This is a genomic window from Pseudomonas sp. B611 (genome assembly GCF_055407965.1).
This window is the reverse complement of sequence record NZ_JBUZST010000004.1, coordinates 115,715-139,864: the sequence shown is the minus strand read 5'-3', so window position 1 is coordinate 139,864 and position 24,150 is coordinate 115,715. Positions and strand designations below refer to the sequence as shown.

Here is a 24,150-nt window from a genome sequence, read left to right as displayed (position 1 = left end):
GTATTCAGGAGTCCTGTGCAATGACGCGCACGCGCAAAATCGTCGCTTGGAGCTGTGCCAGCTTCGTTCTATTAATCGCCGTGGTGGTATTGGTGCTGGCGTTCTTCGACTGGAACCGCATCAAGCCGCAGATCAATGCCAAGGTCTCCGAAGAGTTGCATCGCCCGTTTGCCATCAACGGCAATCTGGCCGTGGTGTGGGCCCGTGAGCCCGATGAAGGCGGCTGGCGCGCCTGGGTGCCGTGGCCCCATGTGATCGCCGAGGACCTGGCCCTGGGCAACCCCGACTGGTCGAAAAAACCGCAAATGGTCACCCTGAAGAAGGTCGAGTTGCGCATCTCGCCCTTGGCCTTGCTGGTGCAGCGCGTGGTGATCCCGCGTATCGACTTGACTGAGCCAAGTGCCGAATTGCAACGCCTCGCCGACGGTCGCGCCAACTGGACCTTCAATTTCGACCCCAAGGACCCGAATGCCGAACCGTCCAACTGGGTGGTCGACATCGGCGCCATCGGCTTCGACAAAGGCCATGTGACCCTCGACGACCAAACCCTCAAGACCCAGCTCGATATGATCATCGACCCCCTGGGCAAGCCGATCCCGTTCGGCGAAATCGTCGGCGACGCGGATGCCAAGAAAGCCCTGGAAAAAGGCGCGGCGCCGCAAGACTATGCATTCGCCCTCAAGGTCAAAGGCCAGTACCACGGGCAGAAACTCGACGGCAGCGGCAAGATCGGCGGCCTGCTTGCCTTGCAGGACGCGGCCAAGCCGTTCCCGCTGCAAGCCCAGGTCAAGGTCGGCGATACCAGCATCGCCCTCGCCGGCACCTTGACCGACCCGCTCAACCTCGGCGCCCTCGACCTGCGCCTGAAACTCGCAGGCTCAAGCCTCGGTAACCTGTACCCGCTGACCGGCGTAACCCTGCCGGACTCGCCGGCCTATTCCACCGACGGCCACCTGATCGCCAAGCTGCACGAAGCCAGCGGCGCGTCATTCACCTATGAAAACTTCAACGGCAAGATCGGCAACAGCGACATCCACGGCAACCTCGCCTATGTCGCCAGCCAGCCACGGCCCAAGCTCAGCGGCGCGTTGGTGTCCAACCAACTGCTGATGGCCGACCTCGCGCCCTTGATCGGCGCCGACTCCAACGCCAAGCAAAAGGCCCGTGGCGGTGAAAGCAAACAACCGGCGACCAAGGTGCTGCCGGTGGAAGAGTTCCGCACTGAACGCTGGCGCGACATGGACGCCGACGTGGAATTCACCGGCAAACGTATCGTGCACAGTGCCGAACTGCCGTTCACCGATCTCTACACCCACCTGGTGCTCAACGACGGCCAACTCAGCCTCGAACCCCTGCGTTTCGGCGTGGCTGGCGGCAAGCTCGACGCGCAGATCCGCCTGAATGGCCGCATCACGCCCATGGAAGGCCGCGCCAAACTCACCGCGCGCAACTTCAAGCTCAAGCAGCTGTTCCCCACCTTCGAACCGATGAAAACCAGCTTTGGCGAGCTTAATGGCGACGCCGATATCGCCGGGCGCGGCAACTCCGTGGCAGCGCTGCTGGGCAGTTCCAACGGTGACCTGAAGATGTTGATCAACGACGGCGCCATCAGCCGTGGCCTGATGGAAATCGCCGGGCTCAACGTCGGCAACTACGTGGTGGGCCGCCTGTTTGGCGACAAGGAAGTGAAGATCAACTGCGCGGCCGCTGACTTCGGCATCAAGACCGGCCTGGCCACGACACGCTTGTTTGTGTTCGATACCGAGAACGCCATCATCTACATCGATGGCACCGCGAACATGGCCACCGAGCAGTTGGACCTGACCATCACCCCGGAATCGAAAGGCTTTCGCCTGTTCTCCCTGCGCTCACCGTTGTACGTCAATGGGCCGTTCATCAAGCCCAACGCCGGCGTGAAAGCGGTACCGCTGATGCTGCGTGGCGCGGGCATGGTGGCGCTGGGTGTGATCGTCGCTCCGGCAGCGGGCTTGCTGGCGTTGATCGCGCCGAGTGGGGACGTGCCGAACCAGTGCGCGCCGTTGTTGCAGCAGATGAAGGAAGGCAAGGCCCCGAAAACAGTGAAGGGCTAACTGAACAAACAGGGATCAAAAAGTGTGGGAGCTGGCAAGCCAGCTCCCACATGATCGTTCCCACGCTCTGCGTGGGAATACATCCCTGGACGCTCTGCGTCCGCTCTTGAAGGCGTGACGTAGAGCGTCACCGGCGGCATTCCCACGCAGAGCGTGGGAACGATCAAACATTGATATGTGTTGTTAGGTTGTTGGTTAGAGGCCCTGCAGAATGTCGGCCATGTCGTCGGCGTGTTCTTCTTCCTGGGCCAGGATGTCTTCGAAGATCCGGCGGGTGGTCGGGTCTTTATCGCCAATGTACTGGATGATCTCGCGATAGCTGTCCACCGCGATCCGTTCTGCCACCAGGTCTTCGTAGACCATTTCCTTCAAGTTATTGCCTGCCACGTACTGCGCGTGGGAGTTTTTCGACAGCAGGTCGGGGTTGAACTCCGGCTCGCCACCTAACTGCACAATGCGCTCGGCGAGTTTGTCAGCGTGCTCGGCTTCTTGCGTGGCGTGCTCCAGGAACTCGTCAGCCGCAACGGACGCCTTGAGCCCGCTGGCCATGAAGTAGTGACGCTTGTAGCGCAGCACGCAGACCAGTTCAGTGGCCAGCGACTCGTTGAGCAAGCGGATGATTTCTTTGCGGTCGGCGTCATAGCCTTCGGTCACCGCGCCGTTTTCGACGTTCTTGCGGGCGCGGCTGCGCAGGGTGGCAACGTCTGTCAGTTGAACTTCAGTCATCTCGATCTCCTGGGGCTAATCCGGTTTTGCGCCACGCTCTAGCGGCGTGATCGCTCGAAGTTGTGAGTCCCGGGCGGCGCAAAAAGTTTTATCGGATTTACCCACGGCGTCATCAGCCCGACTTGAGGCTGGGCTAGGCTTGCGCTCAGGTCAGCCGTTTCGAGGACGTTCGCCCCATGCCGCAGTCGTTAGCCACGCGTTACCCGTTGGTGCTGGTCCCCGGCATGCTCGGTTTTGTGCGTTTAGGGTTTTTCCCCTACTGGTACGGCATCGTCCCGGCGTTGCGTGCGGGCGGGGCGCAGGTGTTTGCCGTGCAGGTGGCGCCGCTGGATGCCAGCGAGGTGCGCGGCGAGCAGTTACTGGCGCAGATCGAGCAGATTCGTGAGGAGACCGGCGCCGACAAGGTCAACCTGATCGGCCACAGCCAAGGCTCGCTGACCGCACGTTATGCGGCGGCCAAACGCCCGGAGTGGGTGGCGTCGGTGACGTCGGTGGCTGGGCCCAATCATGGTTCGGAACTGGCGGACCATATCCACCTCCATTACCCCATCGACGGCGTGAAGGGGCGGCTCATGAGTGCGCTGTTCCATCTGGTCGCGTGGGTGATGGGTGTGCTGGAAACCGGTTATCGCGGGCCGCGTTTCAAGGCGGACTTGCAGGCGTCCCACCATTCGCTGACCAGTGCCGGGGTGGCGCTGTTCAATCGTCAGCATCCCCAAGGCCTGCCCGAGACCTGGGGCGGGCAGGGGGCCGCAGAGGTCAATGGCGTGCGTTATTACTCGTGGTCCGGCACCTTGCAGCCGGGCATCACCGACCGTGGCCGCAACCTGTTCGACGGCACAAACCGCAGCTGTCGCCTGTTCGCCCGCAGCTTTGTGCGGGAGAAGGGCCAGTGTGATGGCATGGTCGGGCGTTACAGCTCACACCTGGGGTTGGTGATTGGTGATGACTTTCCCCTGGATCACTTTGATATCGTCAACCAGTCCATGGGGCTGGTCGGGAAGGGGGCGGAGCCGATTCGGTTGTTTGTGGAGCATGCCCAAAGGCTGAAGGCCGCTGGGGTGTAGCCGGCCGACTCGGTCCAATTGTGGGAGCGGGCTTGCTCGCGAAAGCGGTGGGTCAGCCAGCTCATCTGTTACTGACACACCGCTTTCGCGAGCAAGCCCGCTCCCACATTTTGAACTGCGTCTAGGCTGCTCTGACCGGCGTGGTCCAACGCTCCGAAAGGATCACCCCGCCCAACGTCAGCAACCCCCCTACCAAGTGATACAACGCCAACTCTTCCTTCAACACCACCGCCGCAATCAGCGCCGTAATCAACGGCAGCAAATTGAAAAACAACGTGGTCCGGCTCGGGCCCAACGTCTTCACCGAATGCATCCACGCCAACGGCGCCAGCATCGAAGCCAGCAAGCACGCATACATCACCAGCGGAATATTCGCCCAGCCCAGGCCGGCTTTCTGCGAGAACAGAAACAGCGGAAACAACACCACCACCGCCACCAGCACCTGCAAATACAGCAACACCAACGGCGGCAGGCGCAGCTGCCATTTTTTCAGCAGGGTGCTGTAGACCGCATAGGCCAGGGTGGCCACCAGCATCATCGCGTCGCCCAGGTTGACCCCGTGTTGCAGCAACGCGCCCAGGCTGCCGGACGACACCACCACGACCACGCCAGCAAACGACAGCACCGCACCGGTGAGGGCGCCGTAGGTCAGGCGCTGGCCGAGGCTGATGATTGCCGCCGTCAGCGCCATCAACGGCATCAGCGACAGGATGATGCCCATGTTGGTCGCGGTGGTCAGCGACGCGGCGTAGTACGCCAGGCTTTGGTACACCGCCATGCCCAGCACGCCAAGGATGACGATCTTGCCCAGGTTCGGGCGGATCAGCGCCCAGTTGGCGAGCACCGGCTTGAGCATGAATGGCGTAAACAGCAGCGCCGCCAGCAGCCAGCGGTAAAAGCCGATCTCCGCCGGGAAGATGGTTCCGACGGCCAGCTTGTTGACCACGGTGTTGCCGGCCCAGATGAAAATGGCCAGCAGGGGATACGCGTATTGCATCGAAAGAAACCAGGTGTGTTGATGAGCCGGGATTATCCCTTGTCTGGATCGAAGCCTATACTGCGATCCAGACAAACGACCTTTGTATCCAGACAACATGGCCAGACATACCGTACGCCTCGCGGACTTTGGCAGCCTGCCAAGCCCGGTTTACTTCCGCTACTCCGATTTTGCCCCCGACACCGAGTGCACCCCGCATCAGCATGGCTGGGGTTCGCTGGATTACTCCGCCAGCGGCGTGATGCGCATGGAAGTGGCCGGCAACCGCTTTATGTCGCCGCCCCAGTACGCGGTGTGGGTGCCGCCGCACACCGAGCACAGCTCCTATAACGCCGAGGCCATCGTCTACCACTCGGTGGGCCTGGCCCCGCAGCTGTGCGCGCAACTGCCGCAGCAGCCGTGCACCCTGGCGATCAGCGAAATCCTCAAGGCGATCCTCAGTGACTTCGCCCAACGCGACGTGAATATCCCCGAAAGCGAAGCCGACATCCGCCTGGCCCAGGTGCTGGTGGACCAGCTCAAGCAGGCGCCGATCCACGAGTGCTTCCTGCCCTACGCCCGCCACCCCGGCCTGCTCGGTGTGCTGGAGGGCATGCAGGCCGATCCCGGCGACAACCGGCCGCTGGCCCATTGGGCGGCGCAGGTGCACGTGAGCGAACGCACCCTGGCGCGCCAGTTTGTGCGCGAGCTGGGCATGAGTTTTGGTGAATGGCGCCAGCGCCTGCGTTACCTGGCGGCGATCGAAGCGCTCGATAGCGAGCACAGCGTGCAACATGTGGCGTTCGACCTTGGCTACAGCACCGCCTCGGCCTTTATCGCGATGTTCCAGCGTCATGCCGGTTGCACGCCGGAGCAGTATCGGCGGACGAATATCCGAAGTCGGTGAAGATGTAACAGGCTTTGACTACACTGCTGGGTAGGCTGTGCCCCTCGGCACAGTAACAGGGAGAAAACTCCATGAAGATGCTGCGAATTCCGTTGTTGATGATGGGCCTGCTGCTGTGTTCCCAGGGCTTTGCCGCCACCGCCCAGCAGAACAAAATGACCACGTGCAACGCCGAAGCCACCACCAAGACCCTCAAGGGCGACGACCGCAAGGCGTTCATGAAAACCTGCCTGTCGGCCCCGGCGGCCAATGACGCCAAGACCCTGACGCCGCAGCAGCAGAAGATGAAAGACTGCAATGCGTCGGCGAAGACCAAGGCGCTGGCTGGCGACGCGCGCAAGACCTTTATGAGCACTTGCCTCAAAGGCAGCTGACACCGCACATACCCCTTGTGGGAGCGGGCTTGCTCGCGAATGCGGTGGGTCAGTCAACAAATTTGGCGACTGATACACCGCATTCGCGAGCAAGCCCGCTCCCACATTGACGGTGTTCACAATTTTCAGAGCTCTCGCTTGATTCCCTCAAGGCTGGCAGACTGCCCATCCTTTAACGCCGTTTGTTTTGAGGCTGTATGCCAACGTTTTCTCAGCGTCATGTGTTGTTGCTGGCCAGCTACATCATCATTTTCGGCGGACTGCTGCTGGTACTGCCGCTCAAATTACTGCCGAGCCTGCTGGCTGGCCTGTTGGTGTTTGAACTGGTCAACATGCTCACCCCGCAACTGCAACGGCTGATCGAAGGCCGGCGCGCTCGCTGGCTGGCGGTGGCCTTGCTCGGCACCTTGATCGTCAGCGTGCTGACCCTGATCTTTGCCGGTGCCATCAGCTTCCTGCTCCACGAAGCGGAAAACCCCGGGGCTTCCCTCGACAAATTCATGGGCGTGGTCGACCGCGCACGCGGCCAGTTGCCGCCGTTTATCGACGCCTACCTGCCCGCCAGCGCCGCCGAATTCCGCGTGGCCATCGGCGACTGGATGAGCAAGCACTTGAGCGAACTGCAACTGGTCGGCAAAGACGCCGCCCACATGTTCGTCACCCTGCTGATCGGCATGGTGCTCGGCGCAATCATCGCCCTGCAACGCGTGCCCGACCTGACCAAACGCAAACCCCTGGCCGCCGCCCTGTTCGACCGCCTGCACCTGCTGGTCCAGGCCTTTCGCAACATTGTCTTCGCGCAGATCAAGATCGCCGCGCTCAACACCGCCTTCACCGCCGTGTTCCTCGCCGTGGTGTTGCCGTTGTGCGGGATTCACTTGCCGCTGACCAAAACCCTGATCGTGCTGACCTTCCTGTTGGGCCTGCTGCCGGTGATCGGCAACCTGATGTCCAACACCCTGATCACCATCGTCGCGCTGTCGCTGTCGATCTGGGTGGCGGTGGCGGCGTTGGGTTACTTGATCGTGATCCACAAGATCGAGTACTTCCTCAATGCACGGATCGTTGGCGGGCAGATCAGTGCCAAGTCGTGGGAGTTGCTGCTGGCGATGCTGGTGTTTGAGGCGGCATTCGGGCTGCCGGGCGTGGTGGCGGGGCCGATTTATTATGCGTATCTCAAGAGTGAGTTGAAGCTTGGGGGGATGGTTTAAGGCTTGTGTTGCCTGGGCTGGCCTCTTCGCGAGCAAGCCCGCTCCCACACTGACTGTGTTCACAGGTCGAAATGTGTAAACACAGTAAATGTGGGAGCGGGCTTGCTCGCGAAGGGGGCGCCACGGTCTTTCAGGTGAAACTCAGTGTCCGTACCGCTTGCTGGCCTCAATCGCCAGACCACTGCCGATACTGCCAAAGATATTGCCTTCCACATGCCGCGCATTCGGCAACATCGCCGAGATGCTGTGGCGCAGTGCCGGAATGCCGCTGGAACCGCCGGTAAAGAACACCGTGTCCACTTGCGCCACGCTCACCGAAGCGTCGTTGAGCAACTGCGTCACGCTACCGCGCACGCGCTCCAGCAAGGCGTCGATGGACGACTCGAACAGTGCGCGGCTCAGGTCTACGCTCAGGCCTGCTTCGATACGGTCCAGCGCCACGTGGCGGCTGTCTTCGTGGGTCAGCTGGATCTTGGTTTCTTCCACTTCCATGGCCAGCCAGTGCCCTGCACGCTGTTCGATCAACTTGAACAGGCGGTCGATGCCGCCGGTGTCTTCGATGTCGTAGCGCATGCTGCCCAATGCCAACTGGGACTTTTGCGAGTACACCGAGTTGATGGTGTGCCAGGTCGCCAGGTTCATGTGGTGGCTGGTGGGCATGTAGGCGCCGCTTTTCATGCGGCTGCCGTAGCCGAACAGCGGCATCATGCCGTTCAGCGAGAGCTGTTTGTCGAAGTCGGTACCGCCGATGTGCACGCCGCCGGTGGCGAGGATGTCGCTCTGGCGGTTGTCGTTGTGGCGGCGGTCCGGCGACAGGCGCACCAGGGAGAAGTCGGACGTACCACCGCCGATATCGACGATCAGTACCAGCTCTTCCTTCTGGATCGTGGACTCGTAGTCGAACGCGGCCGCGATTGGCTCGTACTGGAACGAAATATCCTTGAAGCCGATCTTGCGCGCCACGTCCACCAGGGTGTTCTCGGCTTCCTGGTCGGCCATCGGGTCGTCATCGACGAAAAACACCGGGCGGCCCAGCACCACTTCTTCGAACTCGCGGCCGGCGTTGGCTTCGGCGCGGCTCTTGAGCTGGCCGATAAACAGCGCCAGCAGGTCGGTGAACGGCATCGCCGTGCCGAGCACGCTGGTGTCGTGCTTGATCAGCTTGGAACCCAGCAGGCTCTTGAGCGAGCGCATCAGCCGGCCTTCGTAGTTTTCCAGGTACTCGTGCAGCGCCAGGCGACCGTACACCGGGCGGCGTTCCTCGAAGTTGAAGAACACCACCGACGGCAACGTGATCTTGTCGTCCTCCAGCGCAATAAGCGTCTCCTCGCCGGGGCGGATCCAGCCGACGGTGGAGTTGGACGTGCCAAAGTCGATGCCGCAGGCACGGGCTGGGGATGGGTTTTCCATGACAATCAGGTTCCGGTTGAAAAACGGCCGCGCAGTGTATGCCAGTCGACGGCGGATGCGTAGGCCGGCTATCTATAAATGCGCCTTGAAAGTGGGGAATTCGCCCCCACATCTTCTGCATACGGCGAATGCCGATAACACTTTGACGCACCCCCAGGCCACATCACTCAACAGGTGCAATGCAGCGCACGTTGTGCCCCGGGCTGTGCGATCTCGATTAAGGATGGTGAACCGCCGATGGATTTCAAAGACTACTACAAGATATTGGGCGTAGAGCCGACGGCCGACGACAAGGAAATCAAGGCGGCCTATCGTAAGCTCGCACGCAAATATCACCCCGATGTGAGCAAGGAAAAAGACGCCGAAGCCAAGTTCAAGGACGCGTCCGAAGCCTACGAGGCGCTCAAAAGCGCCGACAAGCGCGCCGAATACGATGAGCTGCGCAAATACGGCCAGCATGGCCAGCCGTTCCAGGGGCCACCGGGCTGGCAGAGCCGTGGCGGTTTTGGCGGTGGTGGCGGCGGTGAGGATTTCTCGGACTTCTTCAGTTCGATCTTCGGCTCGCGTGGAGACGCCTTCGGTGGCGGCCAACGCCGCCCTGCCGGGCGCAAGGGCCAGGACGTGGAGATGCAACTGACGGTCTCGCTTGAGGACACGTTGTCCACCGAGTCCAAGCAGATCAGCTTCCAGGTGCCGCAATACGACGCCTCGGGCCGGCATGTGAGCAACACCACCAAGAGCCTGAACGTGAAGATCCCCGCCGGCGTGGCCGACGGTGAGCGTATCCGGCTCAAAGCGCAGGGCGCACCGGGTATTGGTGGAGGTGCCAATGGCGACCTGTACCTGATCATCAAGTTTGCGCCCCATTCGAAGTTCGAAGTGGAAGGCGAAAACCTGATCATCAACCTGCCGCTGGCACCGTGGGAGCTGGCGCTGGGCGCAGAAGTGGCGGTGCCGACCCTGACCGGCAAGATCAACCTCAAGGTGCCTGCCGGCAGCCAGAATGGCCAGCGCATGCGCGCCAAGGGCCACGGTTTGCTGAATAAGGCCGGGGAGCGCGGCTTTCTGTATATCCAGCTCAAGGCTGTGATGCCCAAGCAGGCCGACGACGAAACCATCGCCCTGTGGCAGGAACTGGCGAAAAAGGCCGCGTTCAATCCTCGGGAGCATTTCTGAGGCATCGAGCACCCGCGCTACCTATCTAGCGCGGGTCGCGTCGTCGGGCATGGTGTGCTGACGCTCCTAATCAAAGGAGCAACGCCATGCCCGATATTTTCCCTGTCACGCCTGCCAAGGCGCAGCCCCGTCCGCCGATTTCTCGCAGCTTGCACGGCGAGTTCATCGAACAAGCGATTCCCGACTGGCTGATCAACGCGACCCAAGCCCGCCGTGACGCGTTCCGGGCTGGAACGCTGCAGTCGCCAAGCTGGTATCGGCAAGCGAGTACCGTCCAGCGCCAAGCCTTGCACACCCAGGCGGTGGCCAGCTTCGCCGCCCAGACTCGCCTGGACAAGGCCATGGCTTCCCTGCAAGACATCGATCACTTCGCCGAGCCGCTATTGGTCAAGGCGTTGAAAGATCAATTCAACGTCACCCTGGACGTCAACAAGACCCTCTTGCAGCTCAGGCAACCTGTCGAAGTGGGCATTCTCGGCATCGATGTCGCCAGCTACGACGTGTTGAAACTGCCGCTGCTGCAAGCTGCGCTGCATAACTTCGAAGCCTCGGAGTGCAAGGACGGGGCGTTTCATGAGTCTTCTGGGTTCATCGAGCAAGACCCTGCAACCGACGCCTTCAACCCCGTCAGCACCTCGCTGACCGTTGCGCAATTCACCCAGCTGTGTCGCACCCTGGACATCGGCACGCAATACCAGGTGTACCTGAAAAACTACCTGCAGCCCCAGGACGCCGTTGCCGAGCATGGGCTGCGAGAAAAATTCATTACTGCGCAGAAAACCGCGTTGCGGGTGGCAGCCGAGATCGCACTGCTGAAAAAGGATATCCAGCCTGAGGATTACCACATGATCCTGTCGGTGGTCGCGGGCGAGCAGTTCCCAACGGTGGGTGGCAAACCGGTGTGGTTTCGCGACTTGAGCCTGATGAAGCACCGCATGACCGGCTGCGTGCTCTTCATGATCAGCGAAAAATACCGCTACACCGATGAGTGGATTCTTTACATTCCCCATGACCCGCAGTCGCCGCTCAAGCGCTACACCGGCGCGAGCATGGCCAGTGCGTTCAAGCAGCGGTTTACTCGCCGTGACGCCACGACGGCGGAGGATGGCAGCCCCACACCGTACCAGCGGTTTTTCAGCCGTTTCGTCGCCTATGCCGACCTGCCGGACTACTTCAGCCAGCTGACGGAAGATGCCCCGAACCCCTCTTTCAAACACAAGGTGGCAACCTATACGGCCCTGTTTAATGAACTGGCCAAGGGCTTCAACCCGTTTGCCGTCTTCACTGGGATCCGCAACCTACCGCCATTGCCCCAGGCGGCGCGCAAGGCCAACCCGGACCCTTACCTGGCTCCTCGGGAAGTGACCCGCGAAGGCCATGGGCTGTGGGCCGAAAACGTTGACCTGTGGACCTACCTGTTCGACCAGTACCGCGCCAAGGTCATCGCCGATGCACGCGCCCACGCGGTGCCCACGGCGGACGCCGACGCCAAGGCCCGCTCGGAAAAATTCGCGCGGTTGCTCAATATCGGCATGCTGCTGTTCACCGCCGTGACGATGTTCGTGCCGGTATTGGGCGAGCTTATGCTGGTGGTCATGGCCGGACAGTTGCTGTACGAAACGTTCGAGGGCGCGCTTGAGTGGAGTGAAAGCGACCGACGCGCTGCCAAGGCGCACCTGCTGGATGTGGCCGAGAACCTCGCGCTGTTGGCGGTCACTGCCGGCGCCGGCAAGGCCTTTGCCAAACTGGCGGGGGTCAAGGCAGAACCGGTCATCGAAAACCTTGACGCGGTGACGTTGCCCAACGACCAGACCCGGCTGTGGAAAGCCGACTTGAGCGGTTACGAACACAGCGTGTCGCTAACCGGCAGCGCCAACCCGCTCGGTCAATATGAACTCAACGGCAAGACCTTTATCCGTCTCAACAGCAAGGTGTATGAAACCACCTGGGACCCAAGCCTCAAGCGCTGGCGCATTCGCCACCCCACTGACGCCGACGCTTATCAGCCCTTGCTCACCCATAACCAGGCGGGTGCCTGGCGTCATACGCTGGAGCGGCCATTGAGCTGGGACCGCCTGACACTGCTGCGACGCATGGGGCCGGTTACGCAGGCGTTCACTGATGAGCAATTGCTGCGCATCGCCGATGTCAGTGGTGTGGACGACAACACCCTGCGCAAGATGCACGTGGATAACGCCTTGCCACCCCCAGCACTGACCGATGCCATGTGGTTGTTCGACGCGGACCAAGGCGTTGACCAGGTGCTGGAGCAGTTGGAAGGCGCGCGACCGATCAACGGCCGTTATCTGTACGGCCTGCCCCTGGTGACGCAAATGCCGCGCTGGCCGGTTGGCCGTGTGTTGGAGGTGTTTGAAGGCGACCAATTGAGTGGGCCTTCGATCAAGTACGGCTCGGAGCTGCGTATCGCCACCGGCCAACGCAAAGCGGCGCTGCGCATCACCCGCGCCGATGTATTGGGCGGCCAACTGACACAGCGCATTATCGAGCAGTTGGACGAAGCTGAAATTACCCCTTTGCTCGGGGGCGAGCCTGCACGTGTGTCCGCGACGCGGCCCCAGGAGTTTGCCAAGCAACTCGCACACTTTGCCCGCACGCGCCAACCTGCGATTTTCGACAGCCTGTACACCGGCACCGAGCGCCAATCCCCTTGGGTGGCCAAGCTGCAGCGCGAGTGCCCTGGCTTGAGCGTGCCGGCCGCGCAAACGGTATTGGCCGATGCCGACGGCGCAGAACATGCCCGGATGCAAGACACCGGAAATGTCCCCCTGCGCTTATTGGAGCAGGCGCGCTGGTATGCGCAGGAAGGCAGCCTGGGCCACGCCTACGCCGGGTTGCACCTGGAAAACATGGTCTCGGCCGACAGCCGGCGGCTGGCCCTGTCTAGCTTGGCCGAGCTGCCGGGGTGGACGCCTGGGCTGCGCCTGGAGGTGCGCGAAGGCACGTTCAGCGGACCGCAACTGGATGCCATCGGCCCACAGGAGGCGGCGAGCCGCAAAGTGTTGGTCAAGCAAGGGCCTGGCTACCAGGCGTTCGATGAACAGGGCGAGTCGTTGCACAGCGTGACGCCAGGCGGCAAGAATTTCTACGCGGCGCTGATGCAGGCCCTGCCTGACGAAACCCGCCGCGCCCTCGGCGTGCCTCAGGTGAACCAGCACGCGCAGTTGCAACGGCTGATTATCGACGAGACCATCGCCCATCCCGACCGGGCGGCGCAGGTCATCGCCGAGCGCAGTCGCGTGCGCGGTGGGTTCAAGCCGCCGCAGCGCATCAGCGATACTCTGATTGGCTACCCCGCCAGCGGCTATGGGCCGGGTGAAGGCCTCGACCTGAAGGCAAGGGTCAAGGCGGTGTACACGCAACTGACTGAAGATCAGGTGAGCGGGTTTATCTTCAGGCAAAGGGTGGATGGCAAATCCGGACGGGACATCGTCAATCTGCTTAATACGCGTCTGCGTGAATGGCAAACCCTCGAAGCCGCGCTGGATCAGTGGGTGGCCGAAGGACCGCCAGCACGTAGAGGCATGGCCGAAGAAATATATGGCAGGCGGCGCATCGTGAGCACGCTCAAAAACAGCTGGCAGATGGCGCCCCTGGCCGATTTGCCGCAGTTTGCACGGCTTGATCTGTATTTCAGTGAGCCACTGCCGGCCCTGCAAGCGGACTTCTCTCACATCCGGCAATTGCGGGTGGGGGGGCATGGTCTGGCGGACAACAATGTGGAAGCGCTGTTGGCGACTTTTCCCAAGGTGGAGCGGCTGCAGATCTCGGTTACCAACGCGCGCATGACGCGAATACCCGATGCGCTGCAAAACCTGAGTCAACTGACTGAGCTGGCTATCTCCGTGGATATGCCCGGTGAGGCCTTTGCGAGTGCCGAGGTCGAAAAACTGGAGCGAATGACGCAGTTACAGAGCCTCGATCTGGACAGAGTCCTGGAGGTCGGTCGTGGGTTTGATGCCTCTCGCCTGATGCACTTGCGTAGCTTGACGCTCTCTGGCCTGTTCAACGGGAACTGGCCGACCGGAGTGCTTGAATTGCCCCATTTGCAACGTCTGAATCTCAAGAGGGCCTCGATTCACAGCTTACCTGCCGAGCTTTATACCCCTGGCCATGAGCAACTCTGGCGTGGCCTCTCGCTGGATTGGTCAGGCCTTGATCGACAGTCCTTCAAGACGGCCTATGACTATCTCGGTCGCCAGAGTGAACATTGGGTGGACCGCGAAGAAATGGTCAGCGAGTACTGCCGGGGAGCGTTGAAGCGATTCAAAAGCGAAGCCAACCGATCCAGGCATCGGCTAGAGATGAGTGGGTCGGGCCTTATTAATGAGGGTTTCCTCAGCAAATGGTCGGGGGCGCAGGCGCGGTTCGACGCCATTGAGGCGCTGAGCACTGAGCACGCTGAACTGACTGCCAGCCTGCGCAGCTGGACTGACGAACAACAGGTGACTGCAGATGACTTGATGAACTTGGCCAATCCCCGACAGAAAATGCAGATTCACTCGGCACGGGTGGAGTTGGCCGAGGATATCCAAGTCTGTTGGTACCAAGGGCTCATGCAAAAGTACACGCAGTTGACGCCTCGCTCGGTTCTGACGTTGGATGCAAGTGTGCTGGATGATCTTCCAATATTGCCCACCAACCGATTCGATAACGTGCAAGAAATAAGATTGCTGGGAGGCCACAAGCCCATCCCGAGGCTGCATGAATTCATCTCTGTGTTTCGCGGATTGCGCAAACTGGATTTGAGCCACAGTACCTTGGAAACCCTGCCAATCAGCGCCGATGACGTGCCGCAGCTGGAGATACTGGATTGCGCGGGCGCCACCCTCAATACCCTCGATGTGCGCGGTTTCAGTCAACTCCAGCGTCTGGATCTCAAGGGGGCCACGCTGGCGCAATGGCCTATCGGTATCAAGCAGTTGTCTCAACTGAAGTGGCTGGATGTGCGCGGTACGGGCTTCACGACGCTGCCGGCAGGCATGCTGAGCAGCGATGACTTGTTACTCAACAGTCGTTTTGATGTTGACGGTCTAGATGACGCCTCACAAGCAGCCTTGACCCAGGAGGTCAAACGCCTTGAGCGCACCTTGGGGTTGCCCGATGAGACCCTGAAGCGTTTTATTGCCCAGGAGGGGGACGGTAGTTTTCCGGTCATGGAGAGTGGCTCATCCATTGCGGCCAACCTGTTGCCACGGACTTCGCCCTTGCCAGCTGGATCGGGCCCGGTCTGGCGCACGCAATGCATGCAACGCCTGCGCCCGGATCTTTCCGCCGAACAGGTACAGCGCGAACTCAGCGGTCTGGCTGCGCAGGGTTTGTCCAACGCGCAGATCGACGCACGGTTGATCGATTCGAACCTGGTTTTAGATGCCCTGACGCAAGAACTCAACGGCTGGCTGTTCGTTCGGCAATCATCCGGTAGGGGCTGGAAGATCAACGCGCAGAGCCGTAGCCAAGCTGCCGCACAGATCATCGACTGCTGGCGACAAGGTGTGCTCGACGCGCCGGGGATGGCCCCTTACACCCTGGACCTCAATGGTCTGCAAACCGGCGATCTGCCTGCCCTTGCGGGCGACTTTACCCAGGTGGGGCGCCTGGACCTTACGGGCGTGCGGATCACCCCCCAAGGTTCCAACGGGTTCCTGCGCGCCTTTCCCAACCTGCGCACGCTGACGCTCAATGGCCAGGCGCTCTCCGCGTTGCCTGAGGCCCTGGCCGACATGGCGTTGCTTGAGCGGCTTGACCTGGCGAGTATCGGCCTGACGGACGTGGCGCCGTTGTACCCGGTGTTGCGCCGATTGGGGAACTTGCGCGCGCTGGACTTGGGTTACAACAACCTGAATGCATTCAGCGTCGATCAACTTGGCCATCTGGAACAACTGGACCTGAGCCACAACCTGCTGGGGCGCTGGCCGGAAGGCGCACTGCAAGCGCCTCAGTTGCGCCGCCTGAACTTGAGCGGCAACGAGATCACCGACCTCCCCGCTGGGCTGTTTGATGGCAGTCATGAAACCCTGCTGGCGGGCACCGACCTAAGTGACAACCTGCAGCTTTCTGCGCACAGTCGGCAGCAGGTGCGAGAGTACGCCGATCGCCAACCCATGGATCGTCAGGTACTGGGCATGAGCCGCGACGAGCTGAGGTCCGACAGTGAACCGGGCGCGGGCGGTTCCGATGCCGACGAACAGCCGCCAGAGTCCGATGAGGACATTGCACCGGTGTCTGTCGAGGCAATGGCCGCCCAACTCGAACCCTGGCTGCAGCCTCTGCCCGAAGCCGACCTCCCGGCCTATCGCGCCCTCTGGCAGCGGTTGACGGCCGAACCGGAGCACGAGGCGTTTTTCCACCTGCTGCTGCTCATGCAAGACACCGAAGAGTTCAGGCAGGTGCGTGCAGACTTGACGCGCAGGGTCTGGAGCCTGCTGGAGTCGGCCGAGCGTGACACTGAGTTGCGCGAGGTGCTGTTCCAGATGTCGAAAACCCATAACACCTGTGCGGACGGCCGCACCTTGGCGTTCAGCGACCTGGAGGTCAAAGCCTTCGAGCATGAGGCCTTGCGGGATATTCCTGCGGGGCTGGAACCGCGAGGACGGGCGCTGATGAATCTGTCCCGGAAGTTGTTTCGGTTGGGCCAGGTGGAGAAACTGGCTGACCTGGATACGGTGAGCGGACACGACAAGGCCGAAGTGCGCCTGAGCTACCGCATCGGCACCGCCAGTGGTTGGCGCGATGGCCTGCAACTGCCTGGCCAGCCCAGATACATGCGCTATGCCCGCCCGATCCAGGATGACCTGCGCGACAGTGTTCTGCGTGAGGTGGAGCAGGCTGAGACAACTGATACGTTCTACGACGACCTGATCAGTCGGCCGTATTGGGTGCGCTACCTGCAAGACAAATACCCGCAGCCCTTTGCCGCACTCAAGCAGCGCGGCGAGGCGCAACGAGAGCAGGTCGAAGGTGCATACACCGACCTTGCCGACCCCGCCTATGCGCAAGCGATGCTCGCGTTGAAGGTTGAGCAGACAACCGAGCGCAACCTGAGCCTGCTGCAATTCTCCCGAGAAGAAGAGGCCGCCTTTGCGCCGGCTGCTCGTGGCCCTGACCTTGAGGTGCTGCACGAACGAGCCATTGGCGCCCGCCGTGAGCTGCTGCGCGCGCGCGCGACCGCTATTGAATTTGATGGCCGCACCTACTTCGTGGCGAGCATGCCCGATGCCGGCGATGCGCATAACTACTTGCTATGGGTGCCGGCGCCGAATGACCCGCAAACGCTGGTCAGCAGCGGCATCATCGCCCGGGCGGATTTAGAAGGCGTGTGGCGTCGTGATGGCCGGCCCGGCGGAATGGTTTCCGGCCAGTCCGACGATGAATTTGAACTGGCGTCCGAGTCGCTTCCGATCAAGCCCTATACCGCGCAGGAACTGAGCGCAATGCGACGGGACGACCACTTCACGACCGGACGTAATGTCATCGGTTCGTATATTCGCGCCAACAACGGCAAGTACCCGCTGCGCGATTATCAGGGCCGGCCGATTCGCATCAGAAAATTGGAGCGCGAGGCAGTTGTCGTGGAGTCCGGGGTTAGATACTCCTCACTGCAGGTCAAGCCGTACATCAAATTCGGCGGGTACGAAGACGTGGCGTACTTGTATGAAGAAAAACTCCAGGTGCGCACGTTTACCGCAGAGGATGTGAAGATTGCGGGCGAACAATCCCTGGTGGGACAACTCACGGTGGTTGCCAACCGGCGTATCGCCAAAGGTGAGGTCGTCGGCGTGTACGGCGGTACAGTCCTTCCCCGCGGGCTTTATGGCTCGGGTGGCAACGCGTTCACCATGACGGTGGGTAGCCGCGCGGTATATGAAGCGGGGCGGTACGTCACAGAGCCGGTCAGTCTCTCGGGAGACAATATTCTTTCCAGGATAAATACACGCTTTGACTATGACGCCAATGGCAACCCAGTGCGCCAGGCCGCTGAAGGTTACAACGTCGAGACCATACCGTTTCACGTGGAGACGGACATGCTGCTGGGCGTGGCGCCTGCGGTGAAAACCGTCAAGAAGGACTTTCTGCTGAATACGGTGTGGGCCACCGAGGACATCCCGGCGGGGGCCGAGTTGCGTCTGGACTACGGGTACACCGAGGCCATGATCAAGGCTGAGTTCCAGCCTGATTGAGCCGCATCGTGACGGGTGGGGCACGGGGTGCATAATCAGGCTTTTTGCGTTTGCGCGGCGGGTAGGCTTATGGCATTCACCCTTATCACGGAAGATTTGCCATGCCCGGCTCTACGCTCAGCCCGCCCGCCACAGGCGGCACCGTCAATGCAGACCTTCTCAAGGACCGCGTACCGGCTTGGTTCACCCTGGCCAGTACGCAGCGCCAAACCGAACTCAGCAACTACGAATTGCACTTGCCATCCTGGTACCACAGTGCCACGCCTGAACAACAGGCGGCTTTGGCGAGCCGCCATAAGACCTATCGCGAAGCCTTGAACCAACTGGAAACCCGGTTGGCAAGCTTCAACGATGTATTTGATTTTGCCGAACAGCCGCTGAAGGACGCGATCAAGGCGCAATTCAACCTCGACCTGGACGTGCGCAACATGTATTTCGCGCGCAAATACGCCTTCAAGGACCGCGACGATTTTTCGGGTTTCTGGTGTTCGACAACCAGAAGGATTCGGCCCTCAACCATGAGTACCGGGGCATCTCGTTGCTGGAAGCCGCGCTGGCCAATTTCGAACCGCAAGAGGCCCGGCCGGCACGCTGCAACGATTGCCAGATCATCACCGGTTGGGGCAGTTATGACGGCGAAATAATTGCCGACTTCCCCACTGTCAACGCCTATGCCCAGCCGATTGCCCCCCATGACTTCGCCAAGCTGTGTCGCACCCTCGACCTGGGCAAACGCTATCAGCAACACATCGACGACGTGCTGCAGGCGCGTAGATAGTTAACGCCGCCGGTAAAAAGGGCGGGCTTAGGATGACTTTCTTTCCCGACAGTTGGTTATCCCGTGCCCAAATCCCAGACCACCCCCACACTTCAAACGTCCTTGCCAGGTGAGCAAGGACGTCACTATGCGTTGATCAAGCAAGCCATTGCTCCCTGCATGGTGCAATCCGCGTCAACTCGCCGTCTAGCGCTAAGACGTACGCCTGCGCAGGTGCCACCGTGGTACGCGGCCGCTACCGATTCACAGAAAAAACAGCTCAAGGTACTGCTCGACGCTCGCTGCGAATCCCTCAATGCCATGGACACGACCCTGGGAAAGCTCCAGACCGTGCAGGAGTTTTGCCAACCGTTGCTGGAGGCCGCACTGAAAAAAGCCGGCTACCCGCTGGACGTCAATCGCGTTTGGCTGCGCCTGTACAGTCCGGTCGCGGATGGGTTCCGCGTCACTACCGCAGGCTTCAAGGTCAAGACGTTCTCCCTGTTGCAGGCGGGGCTGAACAACTTCGATGCGAGTGAGACTGCGGTGGGGTTTTTCAACGCCGCGTCGGGTTTCATCACCGAGCCTGACGCGCGGGGGCATTTCGAACGACATACCACTGCCCTGAAGATTGAAGACTTTGTAAAACTATGCCGTGAACTTGACCTGGGGGCTCAATACCAGGCCCACCTTAAGGGTTTGCTGTACCCGGCGCAGGCACTTGCAGAGGGGGTGTGGCGCGAGCGCTATCTGCGTTACCAGAAAGACGCCTTCCTGGCAGCGGCATATATGGCCTTGCTCAAGGCGGATATCGACGCCACCGATCATGCGCTGTTGCTTAGAGTGGCGGCCGGCGAACGCAGGATCATGCTCGGTGACAAACAGATTTGGTACAGAATCCCCTGCCTGATGAACCTGCATCTTCACGACTGCCTGCTCATTGAGCCCTGCGTCAAAAACCGCTATTCCGACGAGTTTATTGCCTATATCCCGGATGATCCCGAACACCCGATTAAACGTTACGCCACCTTCAGCGAATTCCAGAATGCGTTGAGCCGGCGACTCAAGACCCAAGCGATAGACCAGGACCGTGCCGCCGGTATCTCAGCGAATGAATACCAGCGCTTTATCAGTCGCTTCATTGCCTACAAAGACCGGCCGTACTATTTTCGTCGGCTCACCGAGCTGGTCGTGGATGCGCCGCCGCAACCGTTCGCCGCACAATGGCTGCGCTCGGAGTGGGGCAAGCTGGTGGTGGATGTTGCCGCGCCACGCTTGTCACCGGTCAGTTCGCTGCTGGGTGACCCTCAACCCAAGGTGCGCGTTCCGGTCACCGACCCGAACTTCGCGATCAACGCCGATGCCATTGATGGCCTGTGGACCGATATTGACGTGTGGTCAAAACGTTATGAAAGTTGGCGTGCGCGCTTGCTCGCGGACGCCCGTGCACAGGCCATTCCCACAGCAGATGCCGATGCGACCGCGCGTGGGGCGCGGCTGCAACATTACCTCAATATCGGCCTGTTCGCGGTCAACCTGCTGGCGATCGCGCTGCCGCCCTTGGGCGCGATAATGTCGGTGGTAATGGTCGGGCAGATGCTTTACGAGGTGCTCGACGGCGTGGTCGAGCTAAGCGAAGGAGACCGTGAAGCGGGCTGGGCACACATCGGTGATGTGCTGGAAAACATGGCACAACTGGCGGCCGGAGCCGCTGTATTTCACTTCACCGTGTCGCCCTTTATCGAAAGCCTCAAGGCGGTGCAACTGCCCAGTGGCAAAACCCGCTTGTGGAAGCCTGACCTGACTGCCTACGCGTACGACGGACCGCTGTCGAGTACACGGACGGTGGACGAGCGTGGGTTGCAGCAGGTCGGGGATCGCCGCTACCTCATGCTGGAAGGGCGACGTTATGGCGTAGTCAAGGACCCACAGACCGAGGGTTACTTCATCGAGCATCCGACACGCGCCGACGCCTACCGGCCGTCGTTGGTGGAAAACGGCAGTGGCGCCTGGAACCATGAACTGGAACGCCCGTTGACCTGGCAGGGGCTGACCTTGATGCGCCGGCTTGGACCCGTGGCGGAGGGTTTCAGTGATGCGCAATTGGAGCAGATTCGTCACGTCAGTGGCATCGAGGAAGATTGGCTGCGCCGGATTCACGTGGAAGGCGAACCGATACCCGCCATCCTGCTCGACACGTTTCAGCGGTTTCGAGCCTACGACCAGGCCATCCAAGTGTCGCATGGCATCGGAGCGGGGGCACTTTCGGACAGTTTGTGTGGCTATGCCGCGTCACTTGCAGTCGAACTGCCAAACTGGCCCCGCGCACTGGCAATCGAGGCGTTCACGGGAGAAGACCTAAGCGGGGCCTCAGTCAAGTACGGTAACGTGGAAGCGACGGGACGCGGCGTCTTGGTGGTCAGTCGCAACGAATTGATGACTGGGCAATTGCCTCGGCGCATCCTCGAATTTCTGGATGAAGGCCAGATCGATCAGCTGATCGGGCGCCAAACTCCTCCTCACTCCCAAGCTCGTATCGCAGCGGTGCAAAAAATGCTGCAAGCACGTGCCGCGTACTGCCGGTCACGCATAATGCGCAGCCTCTACGAATCTGGCCAACCACTCGCTGATGCGGCAGTGGCCCGGATTCAGCGAGCCTTCGAAAAACTCCCAACCCTGATCGTGCAGGAGTTGCTCACCGATATCAGCGAGGCCGAACGCAGACAGCTATACGAAGATAGGAAAATTCCGTTGCGAGTGGGGCACTTGGCGCGTCGCTCTCAACAGCGCTATCGGATGAGCCAGGCGTATGCAGGGCTGTATCTGGAAGCGATAGTCAACAAAGACACTGAAGCCCTCGTTCTAAACAGCCTGGAAAACCTGCCTGGGTGGACCGACAACCTGCGCCTAGAGGTGCGCGAAGGCGGGTTGACCGGCGAGCTGCGTGCCGCCTTCGGGGAGGTGAGTGCGAGCGATTTAAAGACACTGGTACGAATAGCGGATGGGCAATACCAGGCTTTTGATTCGAGGGGGCAGGAACTGCATGGTATCAATGGGCTGTATGGGTCGCTGCAGCATGCTCTGCCGGATGCCCACCGCAACGCGATCGGCCTGTTCTCAGTGGGGCAGGGCGATCAACTGCGAGCGCGGCTGCTGGATAACGTGCTGCCCTGGGAAACACTGCGTCGTTTACTGCGCATGCAGCCGGAACGCCGGGCGTGGTTCACGCGGCCGCATCGTCTTTCGGGTGGTCGCTTGGGTTACCCGCTCAGCGGCGGTGGGAAAAGCGCCTGGCGCCAAATCATTGAGGAGCGCGTGAAGAACCTCTATGACACCATGTCCCCGGAGCAGATTGACGAGTTCCTGCGCTCCCGCAGTATCGAAGATGACAGGTGGCTAAAGGCGCTGGAGGCTGAGTTCAAACAGTTGGACAATGTCTTGAACCGCTGGCTGGTGGAGGGGCCTCGTGACAGGGAGGCGTTGCGTGCGCGGCGGGCCATCAGTGACACCCTCAAGTACGCTTGGAAAAAGTGTGGCGTCCGCGATCTGGATATGAACAGCCGTTATCGGGGCGAGCGTATCGTCCTGAAAAAACCGGGTACCGGAGCGCAACTCGAGACGCTGCCACCGTTGCCTGGCAACTTCGATCATGTGACCAGCGTGCACATTATCAACTGTGGCCTGACCGACCAGGGCACCCGTTTTCTGACGTCCTTTCGAAAGCTTCGTATCCTCAACCTCGAAGGCAATCAACTGACCTATCTGCCTGAAGCCCTTGCCGACCTACCTTTTCTGGAGGGCCTTGAGCTGTCAGACAACCAAATTGTATTGACGCAAGAGACCGCTTTACAGATCCGCGGCCTGCGCTTTATGGAATGGATGGCACTTTCGGGAAACCCGCTGTCCCAACCGGTGGATATCAGCCGTATGCCTGGGCTCAGGTGGCTGTATTTATCGGGGTGCGGGCTGCAGGAATGGCCCGTGGGCATATTTGCCTCTCCCCGGCCACGGGAGTTCGTGCTTGAGCTGACCGGCAATCGCCTCACCGCCATTCCCGACGTTGCACCAGGTTCGGAGCGCGCGAAGATTCTCGCCAGAACGGCAGTGACCCGCGACTGGTTGGCGCCACAGGTGCTCGAGAAACTCAAGCTCTATCTCGAATCCGTGGGTTTCGATCCGAATCGTCGACTGCCGCCCCGAGGCGCGCAGGACAGTGCGAATTGGATGGCGGGGCTGACACAGCTGCAATGGGTGGATTTACAGCCGGTATGGAATAGCCTTGAGGAGGCGCCCGGCAGTGAGCCTTTCTTCGATGAGCTGCGCGCCTTGAGCGACTCTTCGGATGCGAAAAGTCCGGCTTACCGAGCGGATCTCACCGCCAAGGTCTGGCGCATGCTCGAAGCGATGGCTGAGGACGCAGCGCTGAGCGAGCACTTGTTCGAGATGGCTATAGCGCCGGCTACCTGCGTGGATGCGATTGCGCAGTTGTTCAACACCATGGGCTTTGAGGTCTTGCTATATGAGGCCCAGTCCCTGTCCGATCCGGCCTTGTTGAGGCTTGAACTGCTGGAACTCACCAAGAGCAAGGTGCGACTCGATGAGCTGGGGCGTATTGCCAATGAAACGGTCAGCCAGTTGCTCGAACAAGGGCGGATGTTCCCTGAATACGATGAGCGTGGGCTGCTGATTACCCGGCGGGATGCCCAAGGCAACGCCCTGCGCAGTATTGATGAAGTGGAAATCCATCTTGCGTATGCCACGCAGTTGGCGGCTCGGCTCGAACTGCCCTGGCAGTCCAAAAGCATGATGTTTGAAGAACCCGATGTGACACCGAGCATGGTCGAGGCGGCCTATCAGCGCATCAAGGCCCTGGATCAGGGGGATGCAATGAGGAATGCCATGGTCGAGCAACCCTTTTGGGAAAGTTACCTGCAAGGGGCATTCGCTGAAGCGTTCGAGAGCTTTGACGCCAAGAGCGATGCACTGATCGACCTTCAGGCTACGCAGCGACAATTAGCCAATAACGGGGCGCTGTCGGCGCAGCAAAAGACTGACCTACTGGCAACCATCAGCGATTTGGAGCTGACATTGGGCAAGGCTGCCGCTCAAATGGTCGCAGGAGATGTGATGACCGAAGACGAGTTCAGTACGCAAAGCGCACAGTTGGGCGAAGAGCGTAAAAACGTGCTGCTTCGTCTGACCGACCAGATCCTGGGCCGCAGCCCACAGATCGGCTCCAAGGACCGATCGTGAGCACC

12 protein-coding genes are annotated in these 24,150 nt (G+C 60.7%); 9 read left to right on the top strand and 3 right to left on the bottom strand.

The genetic code is table 11. The annotated features are described in order from the left end of the window. The first annotated feature begins 20 nt into the window (after positions 1-20). Positions 21-2,090, top strand: coding sequence for an AsmA family protein (locus ACZRMO_RS11395; RefSeq protein ID WP_463972921.1), 2,070 nt, complete (start codon positions 21-23; stop codon positions 2,088-2,090). Positions 2,091-2,285: 195 nt separating this feature from the next. Here ACZRMO_RS11395 and ACZRMO_RS11390 read toward each other — a convergent pair whose 3' ends face one another. Next, positions 2,286-2,816 (bottom strand): ferritin-like domain-containing protein, encoded by a 531-nt coding sequence (locus tag ACZRMO_RS11390; protein WP_463972920.1) that lies wholly within the window; start codon positions 2,814-2,816, stop codon positions 2,286-2,288. Positions 2,817-2,992: 176 nt separating this feature from the next. On the opposite strand from ACZRMO_RS11390, the gene ACZRMO_RS11385 reads away from it, so the two are divergent. After that, positions 2,993-3,883, top strand: coding sequence for an esterase/lipase family protein (locus tag ACZRMO_RS11385; protein ID WP_463972919.1), 891 nt, complete (start codon positions 2,993-2,995; stop codon positions 3,881-3,883). Positions 3,884-4,004: 121 nt separating this feature from the next. On the opposite strand, the gene ACZRMO_RS11380 is transcribed toward ACZRMO_RS11385, so the two are convergent. Then, on the bottom strand, positions 4,005-4,880 hold the full coding sequence (locus tag ACZRMO_RS11380) for a DMT family transporter (protein ID WP_463972918.1): 876 nt from the start codon (positions 4,878-4,880) through the stop codon (positions 4,005-4,007). Positions 4,881-4,977: 97 nt separating this feature from the next. Here ACZRMO_RS11380 and ACZRMO_RS11375 point away from each other — a divergent pair, with 97 nt between their 5' ends. The 3 genes from ACZRMO_RS11375 to ACZRMO_RS11365 all read left to right on the top strand — a co-directional run bounded on the left by ACZRMO_RS11375 (position 4,978) and on the right by ACZRMO_RS11365 (position 7,351). Beyond that, on the top strand, positions 4,978-5,766 hold the full coding sequence (locus ACZRMO_RS11375; RefSeq protein ID WP_463972917.1) for an AraC family transcriptional regulator: 789 nt from the start codon (positions 4,978-4,980) through the stop codon (positions 5,764-5,766). Between the two features lie 71 nt (positions 5,767-5,837). Next, entirely contained in the window at positions 5,838-6,140 is a 303-nt protein-coding gene (locus ACZRMO_RS11370) for a PsiF family protein (protein WP_257782056.1), read from the top strand. Positions 6,141-6,337: 197 nt separating this feature from the next. Beyond that, positions 6,338-7,351, top strand: coding sequence for an AI-2E family transporter (locus tag ACZRMO_RS11365; protein WP_017737507.1), 1,014 nt, complete (start codon positions 6,338-6,340; stop codon positions 7,349-7,351). Between the two features lie 141 nt (positions 7,352-7,492). Here ACZRMO_RS11365 and ACZRMO_RS11360 read toward each other — a convergent pair whose 3' ends face one another. Continuing rightward, positions 7,493-8,761: an Hsp70 family protein gene (locus tag ACZRMO_RS11360; protein WP_463972916.1), complete on the bottom strand. Its 1,269-nt coding sequence runs from the start codon at positions 8,759-8,761 to the stop codon at positions 7,493-7,495. Positions 8,762-8,998: 237 nt separating this feature from the next. Here ACZRMO_RS11360 and ACZRMO_RS11355 point away from each other — a divergent pair, with 237 nt between their 5' ends. The 4 genes from ACZRMO_RS11355 (at position 8,999) to ACZRMO_RS11340 (ending at position 24,145) form a co-directional block, all read left to right on the top strand. Further along, positions 8,999-9,937, top strand: coding sequence for a DnaJ C-terminal domain-containing protein (locus ACZRMO_RS11355; RefSeq protein ID WP_463972915.1), 939 nt, complete (start codon positions 8,999-9,001; stop codon positions 9,935-9,937). Positions 9,938-10,023: 86 nt separating this feature from the next. After that, a complete protein-coding gene (locus ACZRMO_RS11350; RefSeq protein WP_463972914.1) occupies positions 10,024-18,135 on the top strand; it encodes an NEL-type E3 ubiquitin ligase domain-containing protein in 8,112 nt (2,703 codons plus the stop codon). Positions 18,136-18,619: 484 nt separating this feature from the next. Further along, positions 18,620-18,913 carry a dermonecrotic toxin domain-containing protein gene (locus ACZRMO_RS11345; protein ID WP_463972913.1) on the top strand — a complete coding sequence of 98 codons (294 nt, stop codon included), beginning with the start codon at positions 18,620-18,622 and terminating at the stop codon, positions 18,911-18,913. A 132-nt stretch (positions 18,914-19,045) separates the two neighbouring features. After that, positions 19,046-24,145: a dermonecrotic toxin domain-containing protein gene (locus ACZRMO_RS11340; protein WP_463972912.1), complete on the top strand. Its 5,100-nt coding sequence runs from the start codon at positions 19,046-19,048 to the stop codon at positions 24,143-24,145. Positions 24,146-24,150 lie beyond the last annotated feature (5 nt).